Here is a 26,703-nt window from a genome sequence, read left to right as displayed (position 1 = left end):
GCCCAAGCTGCCGGTAAAGCAATGGCCGATGAGGCAACACTTGTCAGGACTGAAATCCATCCAGAGAAACTACCTAACCGATGACCAAAGAAAAGGTTGATTGCAAACGCAATCAGGGGAAATAGGGGTATTAGGTATGCAAAATCAGTCATAGTTTCCCATTTCAAGAGATCGATTAATTTATCCCCACAAACTGTCTTCCTGATTCTGGCGGTAGCGGCAAAACATTAAGCTCAACTGCTCCATGGAATCGATAGACTATTAAATAAAACCAAGATAAATTTCAGAAAATTTACATAATTCATGGGTAGACGGAAATACCGACGACAGAACCAAATCAATGGCTGAGTCGATTTCTCATTTCGTTAATCGTACTTGCTAAAAAAAATGTGTGTTCCAAGTAGAGAAAGGCTTAAAACCCTGTCTCCGCCTGCAAGACCTTATTCTAACAGCAACATTTTTGAGGTGCCGAGTCGTCCATTGTCAGGGGGGTAAAAATGGGAATTTACTCATCAATTTTGGTCGACATTCTGTGGGTGATGCTGCCTTTTCTCTAGATCTCGAAAGGCTGATTCCATAAGCGTTTACTTGGTTTGAGCAGCGTCATCATTTTTGATGAACAACTGTAGAAAAACTGATCCTAAAGAAAATCTTTTATTTCGAATTTTTCAGAGTTAAAACTTAAGTTTCTTTAACCTAAGAAATATGTTCCCAATGTAAACAAATGTATCGCTATTCTGGTGGTATAACATGCAGCTCTCCAAGCCATAATGCAATGGGCTGTCTAGCCTAGTTTTGAAGGGAAGCGTTCCAACCAGGGCATGACGATGATGGGTAATGGCATCCTTGAAGCGCATTTTTTCCTCCGACCCACGGCCGACCAGGAATTAACCACCCCCATTCTGGTCGTGGGAGGATCGACAGCCGCCTATGCGGCCACCTTAGGCGCGTTACAAGCTGGAGGACAGGTCTGTTTAGTGCAGCCTCAGGTGGTCTTAGGAGGACAGTTCACCGCCCAAGGCTTACCGGCCTCTGATGATGGCAAGTTATTAACGCCCTATGAGCTGATTCCACCCGATCAACGCGATCCCAATCAATTGAGGGATAGTGAGTGTTTTGCATTGTCGCGATCGCAACGGCAATTCCGACAATGCCAGCGCCAGCATCAACCCGTTGCCAGCCAAATGATTCAGAATCCTGGCGGCAGCTGGGTTAGCCACCTATCCGTCACGCCAACGGTCGCCTCAGACTGCCTGAACGCAGGGATTCAACCTTATCTAGAACAAGGCGTATTGACGCTAATCCCTGGGTCTATTCCGACTGAGGTGTTGATGACAGACGCCCCTCGACGCATCATCGGTGTTCGCTTTGTGGATCAGCACACTCACCATCGATTCACAGTCAAGGCCCAAATTACCCTTGAGGCAACCGATCTGGGCGACCTACTTGAACTGGGAGAGATTCCCTCGCGAGTGGGGCAAGAATCTCGTGCCCAAACCCAGGAAGCGGCCTTACCTGAAGACCCTCGCCCGGAATGCCAGCAAGCGATTACGTTTTGTGCGGTGGTTGAGCGGAGTGATCAGAACCCGTCCCCCGTCCCCTCTCCCTCTGGGTATGACCAAAAGCCATGGCTACAATCCAGCGATTTTACCGATGAGTTTTGGATCCGTCAGCAGGACCAGTGGCAAAAACATGAGTTTTACGATCCCGATGGGATGTTTCGGTATCGTCGGCTGTATCGTGGCCAGGAGGGTGATGCCGTGCAGCCAGGCGATATCACGGTGCTTAACTGGGCAACGAGCCCCTTAGGAGTGGATGGTGGACCGCCAGATCCCTCAGTCCCACTGGGGTGTGGCAATGATTATCCCTGGGGCTGTTTGCTAGGGGTGAGTGTCGAAAAACGACAGGAAGAGGTGAAACGGGCGCGCGATCGCACCCAAGCTTATCTCCACTATTTACAAACCCACGGCCACCCCGAACTCAAGCCCAGAGCCGATTTGGCCTGGACTGATGATGGGATTGCTTTAGAACCCTATATCCGAGAAGCTCGTCGGGGGATTGCTCTCACCACCATTCGCCATGAAGATGTGGCTGCTAAGTTTTTTCCCCATCAGGTTCGCGCCCGAACCTTCACAGATAGTGTGGGCATTGGTCAGTATCACTATTTAGATGTCCATCCCAACCATGCCAAAGGCCATGTCGAGCTGGGAGATGGCCATAATGCTTTACCCTTTACCCTGCCCCTATCCGCTTTAATTCCGATCGATACGGACGGGTTCATTCTGTCGGCCAAAAGCATTGGCACCACTCATATCACGAATGCAGCTTATCGGATGCATCCCATGGAATGGGCGATTGGTGAAGCGGGAGGACATCTGGCTGCCTTTGCATTGCAGCAGAGCGTTACAGTACAGCAAGTGGCGCAACAGCCCCCACTTAGAGAACAGTTTCAGTCTCACCTGGCTCAGCAAGGAATCCCACTTGTTTGGTTCAACGACGTGGGGCATGATGATCCAGATTTTGTAGCCATTCAAGTTCTGACGGTGATCGGCATTCTGCCTATCGAGAATGGGCAGACTTTAAACTTCCTCCCTGAAGTTCCTATTGGTCGAGGTCGATTCTATCTCTCTCTCGTAAAGACATTAGGGTGGCATCTTGCATCGCCAGACTACGGTTCCCTTAGCTTTGAGATTGCGATTCGGATCTTGAGGGAGCGGGGAGCGGGGATGGATCCCAAGCGAGCTAGCGCTGAGACGACCCTTACGGTCAGTGAAGTGATGCAGTTAGTCGAGCAGCTATCGCTGAGCCAGTTATGGGCAGAGTTTGATCAGACGTTAGCTGCAACAGAGTGGATGACCTATCGGCATACCGCCCGTTTTCTCTGGCGATTACGACGCTCTACTCCTCCTACTGACCCTTGAGGTGGTTGGGAGTGAGTTTGAAGCGGACTAGCCTTCTAGATTGAGGCCCAATTGCGGCGCTGGAATAGACCCTGAATACCGTAACCACCTCGGCTCCTCTAGTGAGAAGTCTAAGTCGGAGTTGTCCACCACCTGAGAATTAAGTTAAATTTAGTTAAGATTGATACTAGACTGACCTCTCATTGGCTGCAATCTGCGAGTCCAATTTTGAGGGCGCTCTCTAAGAGTCTGCACCAGTCAGTTGAGATCGTTCTCGCATCGCCTCAGACATGCCAACTCACTCGCAAAACTGCGCGTTGCTTTTACCGAAAGGGCCCATAAACAATGAAATCTTCTTGGAAAATACTTCTTCTGTGGCTTCTGCCATCTTTACTGATTGTGTTCTTCCTCTGGCAAAGTGTCTTTGCCCCTGCAGCCACCACCACGCCAGAAATGAGCAATGCTGCAAACTCACGGATGACCTATGGTCGGTTTCTTGACTATCTAGAAGCGGGTCGCATTCAGAAGGTCGATCTATTTGATGGTGGCCAAACCGCCATTATCGAAACGACCGATATGGAAATCGGGGGTCCTGTGCAACGAGTTCGTGTCGCACTCCCTGGTTCAGCCCCTCAACTGATTGCCAAACTCAGAGAAGATAAGATTGATTTCGATATTCACCCTGAACGCAACACGGGAGCTGTTTGGGGCTTGCTCGGCAACTTAATTTTCCCCATCTTTTTGATTGTGGGTCTCTTCTTTATCTTCCGTCGGTCCAGTAATGTTCCCGGTGGACCTGGCCAAGCCATGAATTTTGGTAAGTCCAAAGCCCGCTTCCAGATGGAAGCCCAAACCGGGGTCATGTTTGATGACGTTGCCGGTGTCGAAGAAGCGAAAGAAGAACTGGAAGAAGTCGTCACCTTTCTGAAAAAGCCAGAAAAGTTCACTGCTGTTGGCGCTCGGATTCCCAAAGGCGTTTTGTTAGTGGGTCCTCCTGGAACGGGTAAGACCTTACTCGCTAAAGCGATTGCGGGTGAAGCAGGTGTTCCTTTCTTCAGTATCTCTGGCTCAGAATTTGTCGAAATGTTTGTGGGTGTCGGTGCCTCTCGGGTCCGTGACCTGTTTAAGAAAGCCAAGGAAAACGCTCCTTGTATCATCTTTATCGATGAGATTGACGCCGTGGGGCGTCAGCGGGGTGCCGGTATCGGTGGCGGTAATGATGAGCGGGAGCAAACCCTTAACCAACTCTTAACCGAGATGGATGGTTTTGAAGGCAATACCGGCATTATTATTCTTGCGGCCACTAACCGCCCTGACGTGCTTGATAATGCACTGCTCCGCCCCGGTCGCTTTGACCGTCAAGTCACTGTGGATGCTCCCGATATCAAGGGTCGTCTAGAAATCCTGTCCGTTCATGCTCGGGACAAAAAGCTGGCGGAAGAGGTTTCTCTAAAGACGATTGCTCGTCGTACGCCTGGCTTTACAGGTGCTGACTTAGCAAACCTATTAAATGAAGCGGCAATTCTAACGGCTCGCCGCCGGAAAGAAGCGATTACCCTGTCTGAGATTGATGATGCCGTCGACCGCGTCGTTGCCGGGATGGAAGGCACGCCTTTAGTCGACAGCAAAAGCAAGCGCCTGATTGCTTACCACGAGATTGGTCATGCCATTGTCGGTACGCTGATGAAGGAGCATGATCCCGTTCAAAAGGTCACCCTGATTCCTCGCGGCCAAGCCCAAGGTCTGACCTGGTTTACGCCTTCGGATGAGCAGGAATTGGTGTCGCGATCGCAACTCAAAGCCCGGATGGCGGGTGCCATGGGTGGACGCGCTGCCGAGCAAGTGGTCTTTGGTGATGCCGAAGTTACCACGGGTGCAGGCGGTGACTTGCAGCAAGTCACAGGCATGGCAAGGCAAATGGTGACTCGATTCGGTATGTCGGACTTGGGTCCTCTATCCTTGGAAGGCCAGCAAGCGGATGTCTTTCTGGGGAGAGACCTCATGTCTCGCTCTGAGTACTCCGATGAGATTGCAGGTCGTATTGATGCCCAAGTGCGTGAACTGATTCAGCATGCTTATGAAGAAGCAATTCATATCGTCCGGGATCACCGTGCTGCGGTTGACCGCTTGGTGGACCTGTTAGTAGAGAAGGAAACCATAGACGGCGAAGAGTTACGTCATATTCTGGCAGAGTACACAACGGTGCCTGAGAAGGAACGTTTCGTTCCTCAGCTATAAGCTTAAGCACTCATCTAAATCAGTGAAAAGAGGGTGAATTTAACTCACCCTCTTTTTTCGCAAATATGTTCTTTTACGAGGATCTCTTGACGAGGATGGTCGCCAAAGCTTTACGATGAGTTAGTTTATGCCTTTCATCGTTCGCCACACGCTATGAAGCCCTATCTTGCTGCCGCAGTTCAAATGACCAGTTTGCCAGATTTACACAAAAATTTGGCGCAAGCGACAGATTTAATTGAGCTAGCAGTCCGCCGTGGGGCCGAGTTAGTCAGCTTACCCGAGAATTTCTCCTTCTTAGGAGATGAGTCGGCCAAAATCGAGCAAGCAGAGACCATTGGTCTAGAGTCTGAAAAATTTCTCAAAACCATGGCTCAGCGGTTCCAAATTACGATTTTGGGAGGGGGCTATCCTGTGCCTGCAGAGGCGGGCAAAGTCTACAATACGGCTCTATTGGTGGCACCAGATGGAAGTGAGCTAGCTCGATACCATAAAGTTCATCTCTTCGACGTTGAACTGCCAGACGGCAATATTTATCATGAGTCAGGCATTGTGCTCGCCGGATCGGAGATTCCCCCCATTTATGCTTCCCCCAAATATGGCAACTTGGGTATGTCCGTTTGCTACGATGTCCGATTTCCTGAGTTTTATCGGGCCTTGTCTAAAGCCGGAGCAGACGTACTGTTTGTCCCAGCAGCGTTCACAGCCTTTACGGGCAAGGACCACTGGCAAGTGTTACTCCAAGCCCGTGCCATTGAAAATACGACTTACGTCATTGCTCCAGCCCAAACCGGCTTCCACAACTCTCGTCGCCAATCCCATGGCCATGCTCTGATTGTCGATCCCTGGGGAGTTGTCTTAGCAGATGCCAGTATTGAGCCTGGGGTGGCCGTTGCGGCGATTGAACCCTCTCGGTTGGATCAAGTCCGTCAGCAAATGCCCTGTTTAAACCATCGTGTATTTGGGTAAACCTCGTGTAGCAGTGGGCGTCTGAGCGCCGTATGTGCTGCTGTTCCCGAAAGCTTGTGCAGTAGAAACTGATCCTTCTTGGCGGTTAGGGTTCTCAACCCGCCAGTGCCAGAGACTCATGAAGGCTGGGTCATCGCCGCATTTTTGATTATTGTTGCTATTATTGGCAAAGTGATCACAGAATTCACTATTTTGGGGCAACCTGAGATTAATCGCCTAGCCATTGGTGTAGGGATGATTCCCAGGGGAGAAGTTGGATGGGTATTTGTCGGTGTTGGTTCAGCTAGTGGTGCCTGATCGCATCTACTAGTAGTCGCCATCATTGTCATGGTGATTTTGACCACGTTTTTAGCACCATCTGTGTTGTGCGTTGTGTTTTAATCATCTGATTCAGATCAATCCACCCTGGCTGCAGAGGTTGTATCTGCTACGGTTGAGGATATTGATACTTAAGTCAATGTCGTTGCCAGCGGAATAGTGTTGAGTCCAAAACCATCGCAACCCCCTGTTTCCCTTGATACAGATAATGCTCGATTTAATTTTCTTCGAGACCAAAACTCTGTATCTATTACCTGACATGGCATCTTTTGCTGCGATCAGGGGACAACTGCAGGTCATTACAGAAACTTTGGTACCCCAATAGGCGTCCCAGAACTTGCAGACTGGCATATCGCTTTTGCGGATTAAGGCGAAAGTCAAGTAGCTCCTACGTTGAGTCAGCTTGAAAGCGTTAGGGGGTCGATTTATCTATGGAGACATTGCATGCGCCACCACTTATCAACTGTTGCTAGACCCAGGAGGATGACTCACTCTCTACGCTGGTTACTCCCTAGTTTGTGCGGACTGTTCCTCAGCTGCTTACCCGCTGAAGCCGCCCAACTCCAGTCTTGGCGCTTTGATCAAACCCAGAATCGTCTAGAATTCACCACCGATGAAGAGATTCGACCTCGCGTCCAACTGATTCCTAACCCGACTCGCTTAGTCGTGGATCTGCCTGGAATTGTATTGGATCAACGAACGCTCAAGCGAACCTTAGGCCAGCAATTTCGATCAGTGCGCCTTGGACAAGTCAATGCGCAAACGGCTCGGATTGTGGTGGAATTGGACCCAGCCTATACTCTTGATCCACAACAGGTCAAAGTTGAAGGAGCTTCACCTACTCAATGGTCCATTAATCTTCCCACGCCCCAACGCGCAAAAATCACGAGGGAGACGACGAAGGAGACAGGTCGTTCTCCTGCCTCTGCTCCTATTGCTGCTTCGCCGCAAGTGATCGCTAGCAAGCCCGCCGCCAGTCAGCCACCAACGCAGCCCCTCCAAGTGGCCCAAAGCACCTCGGGGATCAATGACATTGTCGTGACGGTTGATGGTCTCTTCTTACCTACGAAGAATAGTAAGCCCAAGGTTGAGGTGAAACGCAGTCGTAATAAGAAAGAGATTACCTTTAAAATTTCTGGCACCACAATTGCTCCCCAACTGGCAAAAACCTTTACACCGGGCTATCACGGCATCAAAAGTATGACCTTAAAGTCCAAGTCTGATACGGAAGCGGAGCTATTGATCGAAGTCGATCGGGATAGCCCAGATTGGCTAGCGAGTGTCAGTCGCTTTAGTGGCATTGTTCTTCTACCCAAGGGAGGACCCTCTGGCAATCCTTCAGCTCGACAGCCCAGCACAACGGTCAGCTTGGTCTCCCCTAGCCGAACGACTGTTTCTCAATCTTCCTCCACCAGCCGCATCAACACCATTCAGCGGATCGATTTAGGGGGGCGGCAACTCTTGATTCAAGCCGATCAGCCCATTGCTTATAGCACGCGTTGGTCGGGCAAGGAATATGAAATTACAATTAATTCGGCCCAACTGGCCTCTGATTTGAAAGCGCCTAAGTTGGGTTCCAGCAGTCCTTTGGCGGACATCAAGGTTAAGGAGTCGGATGAGAATACGGTTACCATTTTGGCAAAGCCGAGTGACAAGGTCCGCGTGGCAGGGGTGCAACGGCTGACGAATCAATCGATTGCAGTTAATTTATTAAGTCCTGGGCAACGACCCGTTGCTCGCATTCCTAGTAATCCTTTTCCTTCACGACCCACGTCGCCTGCGCCAATTACGGGCTCTCCTGTGCGTGGTCGCAAAGTGATTGTGATTGACCCTGGACATGGTGGTCCTGATCCAGGAGCGGTTGGAATTGGTGGCTTACGAGAAACCGATGTTGTCCTAGATATTAGCTTAGAAGTTTCTCGTATCCTGCAGCGCCAGGGGGTTGTGGTGTATCTCACCAGAACTCGGGAAATCGATGTTGATCTACCGCCCCGGGTGAGGTTGGCAGAGCGAGTGAGAGCCACTGCTTTTGTCAGTATTCATGCTAATGCGATTAGTATGAGTCGTCCTGATGTCAATGGCTTAGAAACCTATCATGCACCCGGTGCTCGCTTAGGTTCCCGCTTAGCTCGAACCGTTCATAACTCGATTCTTCGCAGTTTAAGAATGCCCGATCGCAGAGTGAGAGCGGCTCGTTTCTATGTGGTTCGCAAGACCTCTATGCCAGCAATTTTAGTGGAAACGGGGTTCCTGACCGGTGCGCAAGATATTGTCAGACTGAGAAATCCAGCCTGGCGCAAACAAATGGCGCAAGCGATTGCCCAGGGAATTCTCAATTATTTAAACGGTCGCTATAACTAGTGGGCCAATAAAGTTTGTGCGGTGGCAATGTTCTGGCGGACCGCCTGAGCGGACGTCTGCAATGACTGATGATCCTCTGCTGATAAATCGAGTTCCAAGACCTTGGTTACCCCCTGACGGCTTAAACAAGTCGGGACGCCTAAGAAAATATCGGAGAGTCCATACTGCCCGTTCAGATAGGCTGCCGCTGGCAGGATGCGTGAGCGATTAAAGAGAATGGATTCCACCATTAAGGCAGCGGAGGAAGCAGGGGCAAAATAGGCGCTACCGGCCTGCATCAGACTGACGATCTCAGCGCCTCCATTCCGGGTTCGCTCAATGAGTCGTTGAATGGTCGCCTTATTCATCAATTCAGTGATCGGGATGCCGCTAACGGTGGAATAGCGGGGCAGGGGCACCATCAAATCCCCATGTCCACCCAGTACCATGGCATGAACGTTGGCAATCGAGACTTTCAGTTCTAAAGCAATAAAGGTTTCAAAGCGGGCGGCATCTAAAACGCCTGCCATACCGACGACCCGTTCTGGGGGTAAACCACTGGCTTGCCAAGCCAAATAGGTCATCACGTCTAAAGGATTAGTAATCACCATCAAAATGGCATTAGGGGACTGGGCGATGGCCTGGCGAGTGACATCGGTCATAATCTGGGCATTGACCTTGAGTAGATCGTCACGACTCATGCCCGGTTTGCGAGGGAGTCCAGCTGTAACCACGATGACATCAGAGTTGTGGGTATCGGCATAGTCTGCCGTGCCAATAATGGCACGGTCATGATGTTCTACACCCCGTGCTTCCATTAAATCTAGGGCTAACCCTTGGGGGCGGCCAGCTTGAATATCCAGCAGAACGACATCGGCAATATTCTTTTCGACAATCCGTTGCCCTAAGGTGCTACCCACATTGCCCGCACCCACGATCGTGACGCGGGGGGCTTGGGTTCCGGGTAAGCATGTGAGATCCATACCTCTATTGTGGTGAGAGGAGGTGCGATCGCACTGATCCGTAATCAATCGTTGAAATGATTAGGCCGCTTCTAACTGATCGACCCGAAGCCAAACCGTTGGCACAGGGACGCGAAACTGAATCTGGGCATAGTCACCCTTAATCTCTAGTACTTCTCCAGTACCCTCAAACACATAGGGCGGCAAGCGGCGATCGCTGGCCTTAGCCTCTACGCTATTTTCAAATTTTTCAGGAACGATACGGACTAGACTTCCTTTCTTTACAGCCATAATTGCGGGTAACTTTACCAAAGTGAGAGCCATCGTCATTGTAGTCGCTTTCCTTGCCCTGATCCTAACTTCGGTGATTTCTACTGCTGATCAACCCTCTGATAAAGTCGCAAGTTTAAGCGATTTCCATGACGTCCCAACAGGTTGCCAGAAATCATTACACTTAAAAATCGTAGTGGTTGTATTCACCCCCTTGAGGGGAATCGCGCTGCATTGAGAACACTGCCGAAGCCTTAAAGGAGCACAATCAAGATGGAAGAACTATTAGCCCCAATCGCGGGATTTTTTCAAAGTTTAGGATTGCCTGAGCCAATCGTACATTGGGGACATCCCACGATGATGGGAATTGTGGTGTTTGTGATGGGTTCCTATGCGGGTGTAAAGGGCTGGCAAGGCCGTCTTGCCACAGATATAGCAGTTAAAACTAAAAGTCGCTCTGCTCATGCTCAAGTTGTTCCTTGGATGTTTTTGTTTATCGTTTTGGGATATACCGGAGGTGTGCTGTCTTTGGTGATGCAGGAGCAGCCGATCTTCGAGAGCTCTCACTTCTGGTCAGGGACTGCTGTGATTGGTTTATTGGCAACGAATGCGGTGCTGTCCATTAGCAACTTTTGGGGAGACAACAGCTTTCGTTCTGCCCATGCTTATATAGGTAGCGCTGCACTCGGACTACTCGTGCTCCATACACTCCTGGGTTTGAAACTCGGTTTATCGTTCTAAATCAGATCAGGACTTGAGATCAATTACCTCCATAAAGCTCACCCTCAACTTTCTCCCAGACTGGCAAGACGCCACATCAGTATTGAGAAATAAGCTGATAATACGATATCGATCTCTCTTCCCAAACGAGACAGTTTGGAAAGGGAGATCGCAGATTCAGAGTGGACCGAGCGATTGCATGGACGTTCGGTAGGATGATGCTGCCTATCTTGCGCTTAAATACCCGTAGTTATGTGTGGAGGGTTCAACACCATTGGCCACTAAACCGATGAGGTTGAGCTTACTCAGGACGTCAATTGCTTTATTTAAGTCAGAGCGGGTCACTTGTTTGATCCGACCAACCATGGCCACTCCATCACATTCCATACCCACAGAAATGGTATCGACGAGACCTAAGACGGGAGGACTGTCTACAAGGATTAAGTCATAACTCTCTTGGAACATCTTGAGCACATCTTTCATTCTTTCTAGACTCAAGAGTTTAACCGGATCACCCGCTATTGGTCCTGCCGTTAAGACATCGATACTCAAATCAGAGGGTGGCAAGGAATTTTGATGGAAATGGCTTTCAGATTCATCCCACCTCATATAGACCCATTGGGGGGTGGATTGTAATTCTTCCAAAGTGACGTTACTCGTCAATAAGGTGGATAAGCCCTTGTGATTGTTCAGGTCAAACATGTGATGCAAGCTGGGGTGACGCAGATCGGCATCAATGACCAACACGCGTTGATCTAAGCGAGCTGCGCTAATGGCTAATCCCAAGGCTAGCGTTGATTTGCCTTCTCCAGCCCCTGCCGAGGTAATCATCAACGTCTTATAAGGGTTATTGGATTGCAAGAGCTGAATGTTGGTATAGATCAAATCCAGCGATTCCCGCAAAGGCTGCCACTGAAATAGCTCTGGCGTCGTTGAGCCAGAAGATTGGGTGGGATTCAAGGGTAAGACGAGCGCATCTCGCATATCTGCGACGGATAGATTCGGGATAGTCCCCAATAAGGGGAGTGAGAATTGGCTGTTTAAATCATCAGAGTGATGCAACTTGTCATCCATGGCATCACGCACAAACGCGGCAACGCTGCCTAAGAATAAGCCCACCACTCCGCCTAAAAGCAGATTACGACGAACATTAGGGCTAGTTTGGATGCCCAGTTGAGGGGCTTCGACGACTTGCCAATCAAATCCGCCTCGAGCAATCTCTAGCCCGAGTTCCTGACGCGCTTCCAAGAGCTTTTGTAATGTTTCCCGGCGCGTTGAGACCTCCGGCTGGAGACGATTGAACTGAGCCATTAACTCTGGATATTGCTGCAGTTCAGCAGACAGTTTTTCTTCTGTTTGGGCCAGGCTACGATCGCGGGCTTTGAGACTTCCCAAGTTTTTTTGGAGTTCTGTCAGTTGACTGACTAACGCTAAGTCATTTCTGCCCAACTGTCCTTCACTCAACTGACTCGATCCTGGCGTTAATTGAGTCGCATCATTACCCACCACTCGCCCGACTTCCTGGTCCAGTAAAGCTAATTGATCTTGTCGTTGACTGATCAAGTTAACGATATCAGGATGATTCTCAGTCAGCGTTTGCTGTTTTTGAGCGAGCTGTAATTCAGTTTGCTGAATCTGGTTGAGCAGAGATTGGTATCGAGTCGATTCACTCAACCGGGCTGATGTCTGTGCTTGACGAGGGGACAGTTGAATTTGACGCTGAACATTGGTGAAGCTGGCATAGGTCTCGCGGTATTGAGCATCCAGGGCTTGTCGTTCAGTTTTGATTCGCTCCAGTGCATTCGCGGCTGTTTGAGCTTGCGCAGCTGGATCGATAATATTGTTGCCGCTCCGAAAGGCTCTCAGGGCTGCCTCCGCCTCTAGGACGCTTCGACGAACCTCAGGTAGTTGTTCTTCAATAAAGGATAAGCCCTTCGAGAGCCGGAGCTTTTGTTGTTCGAGATTGTAAATTTGATAGACGGACAATAGGGTCCCTAAAACTTGTTGCGCTTTGACTGCATCAGAGCTGGTATAGCTAGCGGCTAATACTTTAGTCGCGACTTGTCCTTTACCACTTCTATCCGGACCATAGATTGGACTGACCGCTAATGAGGCTCGTAATTCGTCGATCGATATATCTGGATAAGTGGGTTGGAGCTGTTCAACAGCCTTCAATAAAACCTCAGAGCCATTCAATACCTGTAGTTGAGTGGTTGTATCAATCTGAATATTGGAATCGGCGAACTCATTTTGGGGGGTGCGAGGACCACGGTTTTGAGGTTTTGACTGATAGTTTGACTCAACCAGAATCTGCATCGAACTTTCATAGAGTGGTTGAGTTCTTAAGGTTAAAAAAATTGCGCCTGCTAAAGCACCTACAAAGCCGCCTAAGAACCAAAACTTTCGCCTTACCAAAACAGCAAGCAACTGACCATAGCCCCAGTCTTGATCAATGGGTTGAGCCACCAAAGTCTCTGGTCGGTGAGTCAGCTTATTGGGCGCTTTATATAAACTACTTTCAGTCACAACAAATATTTCAACTTATAGAAGGAACAAAAGTATTAGTACTAATTTTTTGGGCAGGATAAACTTGGCTAATCAATTGATGAATTCTTTGAAAGAAAACGGGTTCTGAAAAATGAGATAAGGCATGATGGCGGATATGGTGATAGTCCCACTGAATTTGTTGCGATCGCACTAAGGCTGCCTGTAACGCCGTAGCCGTTTGTTGTTGAAAAAATACGCCTGTTGTGCCTGGAATTTGAGTGTCCAGGACCCCTCCTGCACCATAGGAGATGACTGGCGTACCGCTGGCATTGGCTTCAACGGGGACTAAGCCATAATCTTCTAAAGCGGCGACAATCACAGCTTTGGCATGTGCCATTAGTCGACAGCGTTCTTCGTCGGATACATATCCCAGAAATTGAATATTTGACTTCGCCCGATTTTTTAAGTGTTGTCGCTCGGGGCCATCGCCCATAATTTTGAGCGGCCAACCGAGCTGATTAAACGCGTCCACAATCACATCAACCCGTTTGTACCCTAATAATCGAGCAGACACCAAGTAGTAGTCATCTTTTTGATCTGAGAAGGCAAACTTACCATTGTCTATGGGATAGTTGACCACAACTGCTGGCTTGCTATAAGTTTTTTGAATGCGATGAGAAACCTCGGTGGAATTGGCAACATATAAATCAGGTTCTTGAGCATAGGTTAAATCAGCTTTCCGCATCACCTTAAATATCTTCTCAATCAAGGGATATAAGTGCTGGTAATCCGCATACTCTCGCAGATAGGTTTGAGTATCCCAAAGAAAACGAGTGATGTTGTGACAAAAGCAAATATGTGTCGCGTCTGGCCGAGTTCGCACTGCCTTGGCAAAACTGGTGCTACTACTAATAACCAAGTCATACTGTTGTAAATTTAAGGCCCTAAACGCTGGGTAATAAAAAGGAGCTAGCAGCCTAAAATACTTGGTTGCACCTGGAATCTTTTGCAAAAAAGTCGTGTGGACTAAACGATCACCTAGCTCTATCGTTTGTTGTGGATCGTACAAAGATGTGAAGATATCAGCATCGGCAAAGTGACGACATAACAACTCGAAAACTCGTTCTGCACCTCCTCGCTGGGTTAGGTAGTCATGAACTAGGGCAATTTTCATAGTCTGTTCACAGTGGGGCTTCTACTGGACTAGAGTCCTTTACTCAACGTCTTAGAAGCTGGACGGGGTAGTTAAGAGTAGGCTAGACCATATCATAAGTTTTGCAAACCACTGGTTACGTAAAAGGATACCTTAAACATTAAAGTCATCGCTGTATTCACATTGCACTCATTTTTATACAGATTAAGACAGACTTGAATCGGGCTGTTGCAGCGATGATGCGATGGGATAATTGCACCTATCTCTACTTTGTTTAGAGCACCAGAAACCCAACATGGGGGAAGGGCAGTACCGTCGGAAATTTAAACAGGTAAAATAAATGTTTCCCAGAGTATCTAAAAGACATAAAGATCGAGGAAACATGGCTGCTACAGACCATAGGTATCCCGGATGCTTAAGTATAGCCTGGCATTATTTTTATCGCCAGAGCCTTGAATGACTGGCTTTGGCAATGATCCTTTGATCTTGGCAATAATCCTTAGTGCCTTGGAATGAAACTGCTACAATCTAAACCGAGTGATCCAACAGGGAATTATGTGGTATGTCCAGATTAGTCAAAAGTGCTATCAGCCTGTGCCGATCCTGGCTGTTTAGTCTGTAAAGCCATCACTCCTGTTGGTATTCAGCTTTTAAAATTCTCACTGCCTCAGCCTCTCGCTTCTCCTCAGGAATGGGTGTCAAATTGCGCTCTCAAACCGGATGACTACCCCTCGCCTCCACCCCGATACGATTGAGCAGGTTCGCCAAGCCACCGACATTGTCGATGTGGTCTCAGAGCATGTTAGCTTGCGTAAGCAAGGGCGGAACTTGGTGGGCTGCTGTCCTTTTCATGATGAAAAAACGCCTAGTTTTAGCGTTAGCCCGGAAAAACAGTTCTATTACTGCTTTGGCTGTGGGGCTGGGGGCAATGCCATCAAGTTTTTGATGGAAATTGGCCAACGGTCCTTTAGCGAAGTCGTGTTAGATTTGGCGCAGCGCAGCCAAGTGCCGATTCAAACGCTGGCCAAGGATGAAGAGAAAAAGTTAGCTCGTAAGCTTTCCCTCCGAGAGCAGCTTTATGAAATTCTTGCGATCGCAGGTCGATACTACGAACATGCCCTCCGTCAATCTTTAGGCCAAGCCGCGCTTCGCTATGCGCGTGAGCAGCGGGGATTAAGCAATGAAACGATTCAAACCTTTCAACTGGGCTATGCCCCTGGGGGTTGGACCACGCTCCATGATGTGTTGGTGCAGGAGAAAGGCTTTACCCCTGAGTTAGTTCAGCAAGCGGGACTGATTTTGCCTCGCAAATCTGGGGATGGGTTTTATGATCGGTTTCGCGATCGCTTAATGATACCGATCCACGATGCCCAAAGCCGGGTGGTGGGATTTGGCAGTCGGACCCTGACGGGAGAGGAACCCAAATACCTCAACTCTCCCGAAACGGAACTCTTTAATAAAGGCAAACTCTTATTCGGTCTCGATAAGGCTCGTCAAACCATTGTTAAAGCTGATCGAGCCGTTGTGGTCGAGGGCTATTTCGACGTGATTGCCCTCCATGCCGTGGGCATCACCAACGCCGTTGCGTCCATGGGAACGGCCCTGAGCTTGGATCAGATGCGGCAGCTGCTGCGCTACACCGAATCCAAACAGGTCATCCTTAACTTTGATGCCGATGCCGCCGGAGGTAAAGCGGCAGAGCGAGCTATTTCCGAAGTTGAAGATCAGGCCTATCGAGGAGAAGTGCAGCTTCGGGTCTTGAATTTGCCCAATGGCAAAGATGCCGATGAATACCTGCAGGAGTATACGGCAGACGACTATCTAGATCTGTTAGACGAAGCTCCCCTGTGGCTCGACTGGCAAATTCAGCGAGCCCTCAAGGACCGCGACCTCCAACAAGCCGAGCAGTTTCAAGCCGCCACCGAAGCCATTGCCGCCATTTTGGGTAAGTTGCCCAACGCTACGCTGCGCACCCACTATACCCATCGCTGTGCGGGGATGCTGAGTCAAGGCGATTCGCGCCTGGCACTGCAGCTAGAAGAAGCACTGCGGCAACAGGTGCGAGGTCAGCGCTGGCATGGGCGATCGCAAAAATGGCAGCGACCTGCTGACTACACCCTCCGCGAAGCGGCGGAGGCCCAGATTCTCCGGATTTATCTCCATCGACCGCAATTTCGGCAAGATATTCATAACGCACTCAAACAGCGAGATATTGAGTTTAGTTTTTCCCACCATCGGTTTCTATGGCGGCAAATTTTAGCCATTGAAGAGGAACAGGCCAAGTTAGAGCCTGATCCTGAATGGGACTCTTCTGCCTTTGACCTGATTGCAACGGTACAGGATCTTTGTACCGAGTTTTCGCAGGACATTCAGCAGGTTTACCATCTAATTCAGCTCAACGAAAAAACAGAGTTAGATATCTTGCGCCCTGGCCTATCCATTCGAGCAGCAGCGGCAAGCTTGGAGCGGATTGCCTGTGAGAAGCGGTGTCGACATTTGCTACAAATGTGGGAATCGGCCATGAAATCTGCGAAGAAAGAATTGGGGCAGCGACAGATTCTCAACACCTATCTGCAACAAATGTTGATGGATGAATCGGAACAGGTCCAAAATTTGCTGGCAGAAGAATCCTACTGTCTGCAAGAGCTAGATGAAATTAAACGACTTTATTATCAAGAAAAGCGCTATTTGCAACAGTTGGATCAACAGCGATGTGTAGATGTTAGCGATCTGAGTGAGTTGATGGTCAATCCCCAACTGAACTTGAATTAACGGATTAGGCCACCTGTGCTACCGTCAGCACCTATCTGTCGCTGATTTAGCCCTTAAACCTGAAATCAATGACAGGATTGTAGCCGATTGTCTCAGTCTGCCTCTAGGATCGAGGGTGTCTCTACATCAACAGACAATATGGCGACGAAAAAGCAATTCAAAAATTTTGCCGAGCTATTAGCTGGATCAGATAAACCGTTACTGGTTGATTTCTATGCGACCTGGTGCGGACCGTGCCGCATGTTAGTCCCGATTCTCGATCAGGTGAGTTCCCTACTGAAGGATCAATTGCAAGTGGTTAAAATTGATACGGAGCGATATCCAAACCTAGCCTCAGAGTACCAAGTTCATGCGCTACCCACGCTCGTGCTGTTTAAAGCGGGTCAACCCGTTGAGCGGATTGAAGGCGTGTTACCCCCAGAAGATATCGTCAGTCGTTTAAAGCCGTTGCTGTAAAGAAAACGGCCTGCCAGCTCAATTCTTCAGATCCTTAAGCAACGAGAAAAAGTCTGTGGCAACCGTTGCTTGTTGGAGTTCCTGGCTGTCTAACAGTTTAAGGACAACGTTGACGTGAGCGACCATATCCACTACGCGAGTCAACATATTGTCTTCTCGAAAAGCTGGTAATAAATCCGTTGCCCCTTGGGCCTTTGCCCATTTGAGCTCGGAGGGCAGCACTTCCGTTCTGCCTCGACAAGTTAAAACAATCTTTAAGGAAGGATACGCCTCCTGACACCAGCGGCAGAATTCATAGGGATTAGGCTCTAAGGTTTCTGCTTCGATCAGTAAAAGGTCCGGTAGTCGACTTTCATTGAGGGCATAGCTATCCAAACAAGCGCTGAGGTCATCGCTGGAGTCTAGTTTTTCCCAGATAACGGTGATGCCCTGGTAAATCAGTAGTTCTTGCCAAAGTTTGCCTTGCGTGGCAGAAGGCTGAATCATCAGCACTATTTTCTGCGTTGTTTTAGGGCGAAAGGGTTCCAAGGCTGAGGAAAATTGAAATTCCATGGACAGTCGTCCTAATTTCAATTGATCGCCATGTTGTAAACAGGTCGGATGCAAGACTCGCTGTTCATTAATAAAAGAACCATTTAAACTGCCCAGATCGGTGAAATAGTACTCTTGCAAAGGCGTAGAAAAAATCAGCGCATGCTGACGAGATAAGGTGGCATCATCAAAGGTAATGGCACAAGATTGGTCACGTCCTAAAGACCAAAACGATTTACCCACCAAGGTTTGGTAATAGCCTTGAGGGGGATAGGGTGCAAAGCGAACCATGGAAACAGAGGGCGTCCAGAACCCCCCATCTGTCAGCTCTTGGTGAGAGAGGGGAGAATTGGCTGGGATAAAGAGTTGGGGTTTAGGAACAGAAGACACAATCGCAGGACTGATCTCACTAAAAAGCGCATAGGTTCACGACATAAGCAAGCGGTAAAAGGTGGATTGCTTTGATCATCTTAAAAAAAGACCACATTTTAAGAAAGAACCACATTTTTTTACCCCCGGAGGTTAATTATGGCATGGCAGCTGGGCGTCGGGTAGTGAACATGACGAGTTGTTAACGATCCAGCAAAAAATCACCTCCAAGCTGGAGGTGATTTAGATAAGCAATATGGGATGTTGTGTGTCTGATCGGGAGTGGTGCCCTGGTTTAGCTGAGGGCAGCGTGAGAGCGATCATAATTGACACGGAAACTTGGATGAACCTTGCCCTGAATATGATTCCAGTAATGGGCAGCATCTGTGCTTAAGCCCACTTCTGCGGCGGTCCGCCCCAATAGGGCTTGCTGGCGGTTTTTGATCCATCTGTGGTGGGATGTCATCAATGCCCGAGCCATATTTTGGACAGACAAGACTGCTGGACTGGCCACGGTTGGCGCTGGGGTATAGGTCGGCGCAGCTTCCTGCTCCTCAACACCCGTTTGATAAGCCACACCCCGATAAACCAAGTTTAGGTTGGACTGCATTACAGGTGCTTTCCGTGGGTTTCTAAATCTCCACTCTAATCCTCGGTATTGACCGACGTCTTCACTGGACGTCATGTCAACTTCAGGGGGATTGTATTCGTACTTAACGCCGCGATAGGTCAATGTCATGATTCGCCTCCGATCATAATGATGTGTGTAGATTTGAGGCGCGTTCCTTCGAGCGAAGGCTCTACTTCCGTCCCTTGACTACCAGAACAGAGTTAAAAACGAGTTAAGGGATGAACGATTTAATTTCTGTATCAAATATAACACTTTTAAAAGAGAATGGGGGCTTTTTACATAAAGAAATATTTAATTTTCTTATGAGAAATACGATATTTGGCGAATATTTTAATATTGTTCGCATCCAAGTGATAATCTAAAGAGTCGTTTGCTGCTCCTCCGATTGATGTCTTCTCCTGAACGCCCTACCATTCCGGTAGACGAAATCCAATACGATGCTCAAGGGCTAGTGCCTGCCATCATTCAAGACTATTTAGATGGCACGGTGTTGATGATGGCTTGGATGAATCGCGAGTCCTTGCAGAAAACGATGGATACCGGACGGACCTGGTTCTGGAGCCGATCGAGACAGGAATTGTGGCCCAAAGGTGAGACCTCAGGGCATGTGCAGCAGGTGCACTCACTGCGGTATGACTGCGACAGTGATGCTTTGTTGGTGGGGGTTGAGCAGATCGGCGATATTGCGTGCCATACAGGAGAGCGCAGCTGTTTCCATCAGGTGGCAGGACAGATCGTGGCCCCGCCTGCTGATACGCTGTCTCAGGTGTTTGAGGTGATTTGCGATCGCAAACAGAATCCCTCTCCAGACTCTTACACCTGCAAGTTATTGGCCGCTGGCGATAACCAAATCCTCAAAAAGATTGGCGAGGAATCGGCGGAAGTGGTGATGGCTTGTAAGGATGACAACGCTGACGAAATTGCCGGAGAAGTCGCGGATCTGATCTATCACAGCTTAGTGGCGTTGGCCCATCATGATGTCGATATCAAGGACGTCTACCGCAAGTTACAACAGCGGCGACGCTGATGAAACGCGATGTCTGGATTGTTTGTGCCATTGCCCTGGTTAACTCCCTCAGCGTTACGATTCTGATTCCCATCTTGTACCCCTATGGTAGACAGTTTGGCCTGAGCGATTTAGAAACCAGTTTCCTCTTTTCGATCTTTTCCATTGCCCAGTTCTTTGCTACCCCTGTGATTGGTCAGCTGTCCGATCGCTGGGGTCGGCGGCCCCTGTTATTGGTGAGCTTAGCCGGGACGGTCGTAGCGAATCTAATGGCGGGACTGGCCCCCACGGCGGGGTGGCTGTTCTTGGCCCGTTTCCTAGATGGAATCACTGGGGGGAATAACTCTGTGGTGCAGGCGGTGATTGCCGATGTGACGGATGCAGAGGAGCGGGCGCGCGGCTTTAGTTTATTTGGAGCGGCCTTTAGCGTCGGATTTGTCCTCGGACCCATTGTGAGCTTGGGGGCTCAGCAAATTTCCTTGGGCGCAGCTTTTCTGGTAGCGGCTGCGATCGCAAGTCTTGCCCTCGCCCTGACGATGGGTTTCTTGCCGGAGACACGCGGGCATCGTCCACCCCAGCATCGTCGCTTCGACCTAGGCTTAGGACAATTGATCACGGGTTTGACGATTCCTAAGGTCGGTATTTTGCTGTTGATTAACTTCTTGATTGGCACCACCTTTACCATGTTTACCTTTGCCTTTCAGCCCTATTTCATCAATGTGCTGCATCAAGACAGTACATCCTTGACGATCTTGTTTATTCTGTATGGGATCTTAGGGGTCCTGATGCAAACCTTCGGCCTGCCTCGCCTCACTAAGAAGCTGAATGTGCTATTGATTTTGTATCTAGCCCTGTTTGTGCGGAGTCTAGTGTTCCTGGCAATGCCTATCTGGCCGAATTTGACCTATTTTGTCTTGATTACCCTGTTCTTTTCGGTCTTTAATTCCCTGGTCCAGCCCCTGATTAATACCCTCATTTCTCTCAATGTCAATGCCCAACAGCAAGGTGTAATGATGGGGCTGAACTCCTCTTATCTCAGCATTTCCAATGGGATTGGCCCGATCATTGCCGGGGTGTTGGTTCGTCAAACCGACCCGGTGACGTATGGTTATCCCCTCTATCTGGCGGGGGGCTGTACCTTGATGGTGCTGCTGCTGGCGGTCAAAACGCGCAAAAAATATGCCCCCATTTAGGCTGGAGGCATGGCACAGTCTGCAAAGGATGACGACTAGCCGGGATGAAAAATAAAGCTGACTTTATCTTCTTTACCCAGGGCGATGCGATCGCCTGCCCGTAACCGATAGCGATCGCCTGGACGCAACGGCTGATTATTCACGTAGGTGCCATTGGCACTTCCCGTATCCTCTAAGTAAAACCCATCGGGGTCAACCCGAATATCGGCATGGACACGAGAGACCACATCGCTATCTGGAAAGCCAGATACATCTACATCTGGCGGTATCCGATCGTTGGGCTTACCAATATGAACCAGATTGAGATTCGTGGGTAAATCAATCGTAGTATTGGTGCGCTCATGCAGGAGACTGGCGACGGTCAACTGCAGCTGAGTGGCACCCACAGGGGGTGGGGTCGGTTGAGGAGGGATGGGCATTGATTGGGGTTCTGGGGTTGCCGCAGCCACGGGCTCAGGCATCGTAGGAATCGGGTCAGGCATGGCCGGAGGAGGCTCAGGAGACGACGACTCTACCGGTGGCATCGGTTTTGGCGGGGCGGGAGGCATTGCCGGAGGCTCTGGCTCAGAGGGAATTGGGGGCTCAGACATCATTGGTGGCATCTCAGGAGAGGACTCTGATATGTCTGGGATATCGGGAGGGGTAGGCAATGAAGCGTTAGGTGGAAGCATGATATTTTCAGTGGGCTGCTCACTCATTTCTACAGATAAGGAGGGGACGGAAGAACCCGGTGGTGTCACCTCGGTGGGTGCAAATCCCAAATCCATATTTGGGAATTCCGTCGTTTCAATGGGATCAGGAGGTGTCATGGCCGGTGGATCGGGCAAAGGGACAACAACATCCGTAGCCGGAATGCTAGAGGGGGTGTCAAAACTCACCACATCTGTGGCCGGGATTCCTTTACCTGCATTCACTTGTGTGGGAGCCGTTGCCATATCTACACTCGGCGATTCAGCCCCTTGTTGAAGTGAGGCTCCACATTGAGAACAAAAAACGGCGTCTTCCGGGACCTGAGCATGGCAACTGGGACAAGACGACATCTTGGGTAACTCAACATAGCAAGCTTCACAAGTAATTGCGCCTTCCGGGTTAGCGTGGCCGCAGTTGGTGCAGGTAATCATAGATCTCCAAACCTTGTCATCACTTCATCCAAGATACACTGCGCTCTAGGGTATTCATTATGTTGTAGATCACAATCGTACTAGCCTACTTTCTCTGGCTTCTTTCAGCCCAGATGCTCACCCTACGAACCCTCGGTAAAATGGTCAGCAAACGAGTTATAAATTGACTTTTTCTGCCCACAGGGATGGGGATTGGCTCAGAAATTTAGAAAAATTTAAACCCTGTTCAGAAGGGGCTTGATGACAACCATCATCACGCGTACTCTACCGCTGCAAGATCCGGTCTATTCCCTTCAGTCTGCTGCGGGCGATTTTGCTCCTCGCACCGATGATGGCGAAACCGCTAAAGCTGCCTTGGTCGTGTTGATGCTCTTAGGCTGCTGGTGCGGTATGCATGGCCTGGGCATAAATTAGCCACTGAAACAGAAGGCTAACAAGAGTTCATGCATACAATAAAGATGGACTTCTCTGGGGCTGATGAGCAATTCTATGGCTGAACCGACCCGCCAATCTTGGGATGCAGCCCGCTTTCTGCAAACCCTGTCTTACTTTGAAGAAATTCCTGTTCTCAACTGGTTTCAAAAAATGATGCCTGGCTTTACACCTCCTGCTCCACCCCCTGTTCAAGCCAACTTGATTTTTGACTTTAGCCAGGTCAATGATATTAGCCAGCTCTGGGGAGCGGTGGATGATGTAGTGATGGGAGGGGTAAGCAATAGTGGCTTGCGTCAAGAGTCAGGCGTTGCTCTATTTACGGGCAAGGTCTCGACGGCGAATTCGGGTGGGTTTGCCTCGGTACGGACGCGCAATTTTGATCCGCCCCTGAACCTATCGGCTCACCAAGGGATTGAGCTGCAGGTGAAAGGGGATGGTCAACGCTATAAGTTTTTGCTGCGTGATCAAGATCGGTGGGACAGTATTGCCTATGCCTACTCGTTTGATACGGTGGCTCAACAATGGATCACGGTTCGGATTCCCTTTAATCAGTTGACGCCCGTATTTCGAGCTAAGACGGTGAATGATGCCCCTTTGATTGGGTCGCATCAAATTCGAGCGATGCAGATGATGTTGAGTAAGTTTGAATATGATGGGGCGTTGAATCCTCGCTTTAGTCCGGGGGAGTTTCGCCTGACGATTAAAACGATTGGTGTGTATTAAGTTGGTGCGCCGATTCCCTCCGCGGCAACCGTTATGAAAACGATATTGGCGATTTCGGGGAGCTTGCGATCGCAATCTTCAAACACACGTTTAGTCCAGGCCATTGTTAGCTTAGCGCCTCCAGACATCAAGGTCGAAATCTACCAAGGTATTGCTCACCTACCGCACTTTAATCCTGAGTTGGAAGGTGATGTCGATCTGGTGGCCGTAGAGGAGTGGCGTACACAATTACAAGCTGCAGATGGCGCCCTGTTTTGCACGCCCGAATATGCCCATGGTGTGCCAGGGACCTTGAAAAATGCCCTGGATTGGATTGTGTCTTCAGGTGAGTTTATGCATAAACCTACCGCAGTGATCAGTGCTTCTTCATCACCAGATGGTGGAGAGAAAGCCAATGCATCTTTGGTGCAGACCTTACGGGTGATGATGGCGGATATCCAAGAGGAAGCAATTCTTTGTATTCCAGCAATATCGGCAAAGATAAATGCAGAGGGAGAGCTGACTGATACTCAAACAGAGATAGCCTTGCAATCAGTTCTCCAGGTTTTGACTCAGGCTATTGCTTGATAGACATCATCAATTACCTTGATAGAAGGTGCCGTTTTGTTGCTGATGAACCTCACACAAATTAATTACCTAAGATCTTACGCTAGCCTCCTTAGTGCACTAATGTCGGTGATGGTTTTCATTTTGATTATGGTTGATGGTAATCCAGTCATTGGCGTCTAATCACCGCCTTGCTCGTCGATGACCTAGTAATGATATTTCGCTTGGATAAAATCCATGCGCTCATCCCGCACCACATAGACGATCCGAACATAAGGGCATGGAAGGCCATACCCTAATCTGGTTTTTGATGTGGCAGTCTCGCGACTTCGCAATGTTCTTGCATGTCTTCCTGCGAGACTCAAATTCCCCCTCTGCTAAACAAACACTTACAAGCTATTTTGTGTTTCCACCATAGTCATTGGTTTGATCACGCCAGACCGAGTGTGGGTGATTCCCCACTTCCCCCGTTGATTTGTTGGACTGCAACGAAAATTCCAGCCAAAGCGAAGGACCATGAATGCGAACATAGTCATTTTCGGTGTTCACCTCAGTCGTCCCGGAAAACCCCAGTACCGTGTCCGGCAACTCCGCAGTATATTTCTTCATATACACCGCCGCCGCATCATCATTAATGTCGCCGACATAGTGGGCCACTGCAGCTAACAATAAGGCCTGCTGTTCATCGCTCAGTTCGGCAACGCTTAACCCCTCCTTTGTTTCAGGGATGGCGTCATCGGCCTGAGGACCGGCTAGGATATCGCGATAGGTTCCGTCCAGGCGGGCCGCCTCCTGCTGTTCTGCAGAGAGCGATCGCAACAGGGCCGCAAATGCTTCACGCTCCTGCATCAGAGGCATATTTTCCCGTCCATTCATCAGGAATCTTGGGAACGGTTCGATGCCACGAAACGACGGTGTTGCACCGACAAGAACGCCATCTTTGTAGGTATTGGTAAAGGCTAAATGGTGACCACCATAGTAAAGCTGCCAGGTTCCGGTTGCTGCGGGCGTACCCAGAAACGCGAATTTGGTGTTGTAAGACGAGTACCCCGCCTTATAGTCCGTACTAATCGTGCCGATGTAGTCGTCGGCGTTGAGCGTCTGCACCAACTCATCGTAACCATCGTTCTCCGTCAGACTGGTCGCTTCCATCATGATTGCCTTGACATATCCGCGCTGTTCAAGGTTGAGTTCGCCCAGAAATACGCCGGGTCTAGCCGGAAAGGCCCCAGCCGGTAGATTACTCCAGTTTTGACCTTGTTCGACGGAGTAGTCCAGCTGCATGTACTCCAGGATTTCCTCTGATGCGCTGGATTTCAGTAATTCGATGAGGCACAGCAGGCGTGGATATCCCGACTCAGTGCCACAGCTGCTGACCGCTTCAGGAATGGCAACTTGATCCATCAAAACACTGGTATCACCGAGGCGTTCTTGAGTCCCAGTGTTATCTTCTGGGGGTGGGCCAGGAGGTCCATTGGGAGGGCCGTTCGGGGGGCCGTCGGATTGTGCAATATGGGCGACAACCCCTGAGCTAAGGCTTAGCGCAGCAGCCATAGCAAAGCTCCCTGCCCGGAGGAAAATTCCTTGATTCCTATGCAAATGCTTTATTAGTGGAACTAAATAGAAGGTTCGTGTCATATGGTGCAACTGAGTTACAGTTAGGTTCAATATTTGATGTTTTAGCTCATTTTGAGTGCTCAATGTAAGTACTATCAATCATTACTTCACCTAGTCTGTATCCATTGGGTCTAAGACAACCGAAGATACGGTCGTCTATCGTCAAGAAGTTTGTGCTTGAATGCCATAATTTGGATCGAAAACTTGCTGTTTCTTCAATCAATGACTGAGAAATTTTGGTACACCATTTTAAATTCAATTTATAATTTTTTCTTTTATATCTGCATCCAAAATATATGCATAGCTAATGCAAGTTTCGATCGCAGATTTTTCATCATCCGTGCCAACACGGCTATCCAGATTGGATTCAACGAGGACAACAACACCGCATAACTGGATGGGCCGAATGGCCTTTGGACGCCTGGAGCGATGTGACTGAACGTCTAGAAAAGTGGGCATATTGGAACTGGATCCGCACTGGATGATCATGGCTAGTCGTTCTGTTCACTGCCATAGCGATCTATCAACCCAAGATCACTGAGTAAACAACATTGGGTTGAACGACTGACCGCGCTTCCGTCTTTAGAACCTACTCTACTGAGCTAAATCGATGCCACCTAAAATTCTTTTACAAACCACCCTGCCAGAGGAGGATGATTGGACCATCCGTCGGTTTTCACTGCTATAGAACTATCTCAGTTCTCTCAAGGATGAGGCGGGTGAGCCACTGTTTGAGGTAATGGGTCGCGATCTCACCCCCGATACAAACGGCGACGATCCAGTCCTCAGCACCCTACATACCCAAGACATCGATGAGCTGTGGCTATTTGCCTTAGATGTCGGCGGTGGACTGAGTCAAAAGGACGCTGAAGGGATTACCCGTTTTCATCGCCAAGGAGGAGGGATTTTAATCACCCGCGATCACCAAGATATGGGCATTTCTATGTGT

At 49.3% G+C, this 26,703-nt stretch carries 20 protein-coding genes, 2 pseudogenes and 1 riboswitch; of the genes and pseudogenes, 14 read left to right on the top strand and 8 right to left on the bottom strand.

Going from position 1 to position 26,703, the window contains the following annotated elements; genetic code table 11:
* Positions 1-827 precede the first annotated feature (827 nt).
* The 5 genes and pseudogenes from Q0986_RS03020 to Q0986_RS03000 all read left to right on the top strand — a co-directional run bounded on the left by Q0986_RS03020 (position 828) and on the right by Q0986_RS03000 (position 8,783).
* The gene (locus Q0986_RS03020) at positions 828-2,921 is read left to right on the top strand and encodes an FAD-dependent oxidoreductase (RefSeq protein ID WP_299403511.1); all 2,094 of its coding nucleotides are present in this window, start codon (positions 828-830) and stop codon (positions 2,919-2,921) included.
* A gap of 324 nt (positions 2,922-3,245) precedes the next feature.
* On the top strand, positions 3,246-5,138 hold the full coding sequence (ftsH2, locus tag Q0986_RS03015) for an ATP-dependent zinc metalloprotease FtsH2 (RefSeq protein ID WP_299403507.1): 1,893 nt from the start codon (positions 3,246-3,248) through the stop codon (positions 5,136-5,138).
* A 153-nt stretch (positions 5,139-5,291) separates the two neighbouring features.
* On the top strand, positions 5,292-6,104 hold the full coding sequence (locus Q0986_RS03010; RefSeq protein ID WP_299403504.1) for a carbon-nitrogen hydrolase family protein: 813 nt from the start codon (positions 5,292-5,294) through the stop codon (positions 6,102-6,104).
* A 90-nt stretch (positions 6,105-6,194) separates the two neighbouring features.
* Positions 6,195-6,485, top strand: a pseudogene (locus Q0986_RS03005) (cation:proton antiporter); the annotation flags it as partial.
* Positions 6,486-6,905: 420 nt separating this feature from the next.
* The gene (locus Q0986_RS03000; protein WP_299403501.1) at positions 6,906-8,783 is read left to right on the top strand and encodes an N-acetylmuramoyl-L-alanine amidase; all 1,878 of its coding nucleotides are present in this window, start codon (positions 6,906-6,908) and stop codon (positions 8,781-8,783) included.
* Here Q0986_RS03000 and mdh read toward each other — a convergent pair.
* Both mdh and Q0986_RS02990 read right to left on the bottom strand, forming a co-directional pair.
* Positions 8,780-9,745: a malate dehydrogenase gene (gene mdh / locus Q0986_RS02995; RefSeq protein WP_299403498.1), complete on the bottom strand. Its 966-nt coding sequence runs from the start codon at positions 9,743-9,745 to the stop codon at positions 8,780-8,782. The genes Q0986_RS03000 and mdh overlap by 4 nt on opposite strands.
* Before the next feature lie 60 nt (positions 9,746-9,805).
* A complete protein-coding gene (locus Q0986_RS02990; protein ID WP_041660842.1) occupies positions 9,806-10,015 on the bottom strand; it encodes an NAD(P)H-quinone oxidoreductase subunit O in 210 nt (69 codons plus the stop codon).
* 252 nt (positions 10,016-10,267) lie between these two features.
* Here Q0986_RS02990 and Q0986_RS02985 point away from each other — a divergent pair, with 252 nt between their 5' ends.
* The gene (locus Q0986_RS02985) at positions 10,268-10,735 is read left to right on the top strand and encodes a DUF4079 domain-containing protein (protein ID WP_299403495.1); all 468 of its coding nucleotides are present in this window, start codon (positions 10,268-10,270) and stop codon (positions 10,733-10,735) included.
* A gap of 204 nt (positions 10,736-10,939) precedes the next feature.
* On the opposite strand, the gene Q0986_RS02980 is transcribed toward Q0986_RS02985, so the two are convergent.
* A complete protein-coding gene (locus tag Q0986_RS02980; protein ID WP_299403492.1) occupies positions 10,940-13,240 on the bottom strand; it encodes a P-loop NTPase in 2,301 nt (766 codons plus the stop codon).
* 10 nt (positions 13,241-13,250) lie between these two features.
* The gene (locus tag Q0986_RS02975) at positions 13,251-14,375 is read right to left on the bottom strand and encodes a glycosyltransferase (protein WP_299403489.1); all 1,125 of its coding nucleotides are present in this window, start codon (positions 14,373-14,375) and stop codon (positions 13,251-13,253) included.
* A 699-nt stretch (positions 14,376-15,074) separates the two neighbouring features.
* On the opposite strand from Q0986_RS02975, the gene dnaG reads away from it, so the two are divergent.
* Positions 15,075-17,126: a DNA primase gene (dnaG, locus tag Q0986_RS02970; RefSeq protein ID WP_299403485.1), complete on the top strand. Its 2,052-nt coding sequence runs from the start codon at positions 15,075-15,077 to the stop codon at positions 17,124-17,126.
* 138 nt (positions 17,127-17,264) lie between these two features.
* Complete coding sequence (trxA, locus tag Q0986_RS02965) at positions 17,265-17,582, top strand: thioredoxin (protein ID WP_299403481.1); 318 nt, start codon at positions 17,265-17,267, stop codon at positions 17,580-17,582.
* An 18-nt stretch (positions 17,583-17,600) separates the two neighbouring features.
* Here trxA and Q0986_RS02960 read toward each other — a convergent pair whose 3' ends face one another.
* Together Q0986_RS02960 and Q0986_RS02955 are read right to left on the bottom strand one after the other, a co-directional pair.
* Entirely contained in the window at positions 17,601-18,503 is a 903-nt protein-coding gene (locus tag Q0986_RS02960) for an FHA domain-containing protein (RefSeq protein ID WP_299403478.1), read from the bottom strand.
* 274 nt (positions 18,504-18,777) lie between these two features.
* Complete coding sequence (locus Q0986_RS02955; protein ID WP_299403475.1) at positions 18,778-19,221, bottom strand: DUF4278 domain-containing protein; 444 nt, start codon at positions 19,219-19,221, stop codon at positions 18,778-18,780.
* A gap of 37 nt (positions 19,222-19,258) precedes the next feature.
* Positions 19,259-19,340, bottom strand: a riboswitch (Glutamine riboswitch).
* Between the two features lie 161 nt (positions 19,341-19,501).
* Here Q0986_RS02955 and hisIE point away from each other — a divergent pair.
* Both hisIE and Q0986_RS02945 read left to right on the top strand, forming a co-directional pair.
* Positions 19,502-20,140, top strand: coding sequence for a bifunctional phosphoribosyl-AMP cyclohydrolase/phosphoribosyl-ATP diphosphatase HisIE (gene hisIE, locus Q0986_RS02950; protein WP_299403472.1), 639 nt, complete (start codon positions 19,502-19,504; stop codon positions 20,138-20,140).
* A complete protein-coding gene (locus Q0986_RS02945) occupies positions 20,140-21,312 on the top strand; it encodes an MFS transporter (protein WP_299403468.1) in 1,173 nt (390 codons plus the stop codon). The genes hisIE and Q0986_RS02945 overlap by 1 nt, the downstream gene beginning before the upstream one ends.
* A gap of 35 nt (positions 21,313-21,347) precedes the next feature.
* On the opposite strand, the gene Q0986_RS02940 is transcribed toward Q0986_RS02945, so the two are convergent.
* Positions 21,348-22,433 carry an FHA domain-containing protein gene (locus Q0986_RS02940; RefSeq protein WP_299403465.1) on the bottom strand — a complete coding sequence of 362 codons (1,086 nt, stop codon included), beginning with the start codon at positions 22,431-22,433 and terminating at the stop codon, positions 21,348-21,350.
* A gap of 240 nt (positions 22,434-22,673) precedes the next feature.
* Between Q0986_RS02940 and Q0986_RS02935 the strand changes: the two genes are divergently transcribed.
* The 3 genes from Q0986_RS02935 to Q0986_RS02925 all read left to right on the top strand — a co-directional run bounded on the left by Q0986_RS02935 (position 22,674) and on the right by Q0986_RS02925 (position 24,158).
* The gene (locus Q0986_RS02935) at positions 22,674-22,847 is read left to right on the top strand and encodes a hypothetical protein (RefSeq protein WP_299403461.1); all 174 of its coding nucleotides are present in this window, start codon (positions 22,674-22,676) and stop codon (positions 22,845-22,847) included.
* 75 nt (positions 22,848-22,922) lie between these two features.
* Positions 22,923-23,591 (top strand): CIA30 family protein, encoded by a 669-nt coding sequence (locus tag Q0986_RS02930; protein WP_299403458.1) that lies wholly within the window; start codon positions 22,923-22,925, stop codon positions 23,589-23,591.
* A 33-nt stretch (positions 23,592-23,624) separates the two neighbouring features.
* Entirely contained in the window at positions 23,625-24,158 is a 534-nt protein-coding gene (locus Q0986_RS02925; RefSeq protein ID WP_299403455.1) for an NAD(P)H-dependent oxidoreductase, read from the top strand.
* Positions 24,159-24,533: 375 nt separating this feature from the next.
* Here the strand turns inward: Q0986_RS02925 and Q0986_RS02920 are convergent, their stop codons facing one another.
* A complete protein-coding gene (locus Q0986_RS02920; RefSeq protein ID WP_299403451.1) occupies positions 24,534-25,691 on the bottom strand; it encodes a DUF3500 domain-containing protein in 1,158 nt (385 codons plus the stop codon).
* 673 nt (positions 25,692-26,364) lie between these two features.
* On the opposite strand from Q0986_RS02920, the pseudogene Q0986_RS22850 reads away from it, so the two are divergent.
* A pseudogene (locus Q0986_RS22850) lies at positions 26,365-26,703 on the top strand (hypothetical protein); the annotation flags it as partial.

The organism is Acaryochloris sp. IP29b_bin.148, from assembly GCF_028285565.1.
In the GTDB taxonomy this organism is placed as follows: Bacteria; Cyanobacteriota; Cyanobacteriia; order Thermosynechococcales; family Thermosynechococcaceae; genus Acaryochloris.
This window is presented reverse-complemented; position numbering and strand designations above follow the sequence as displayed.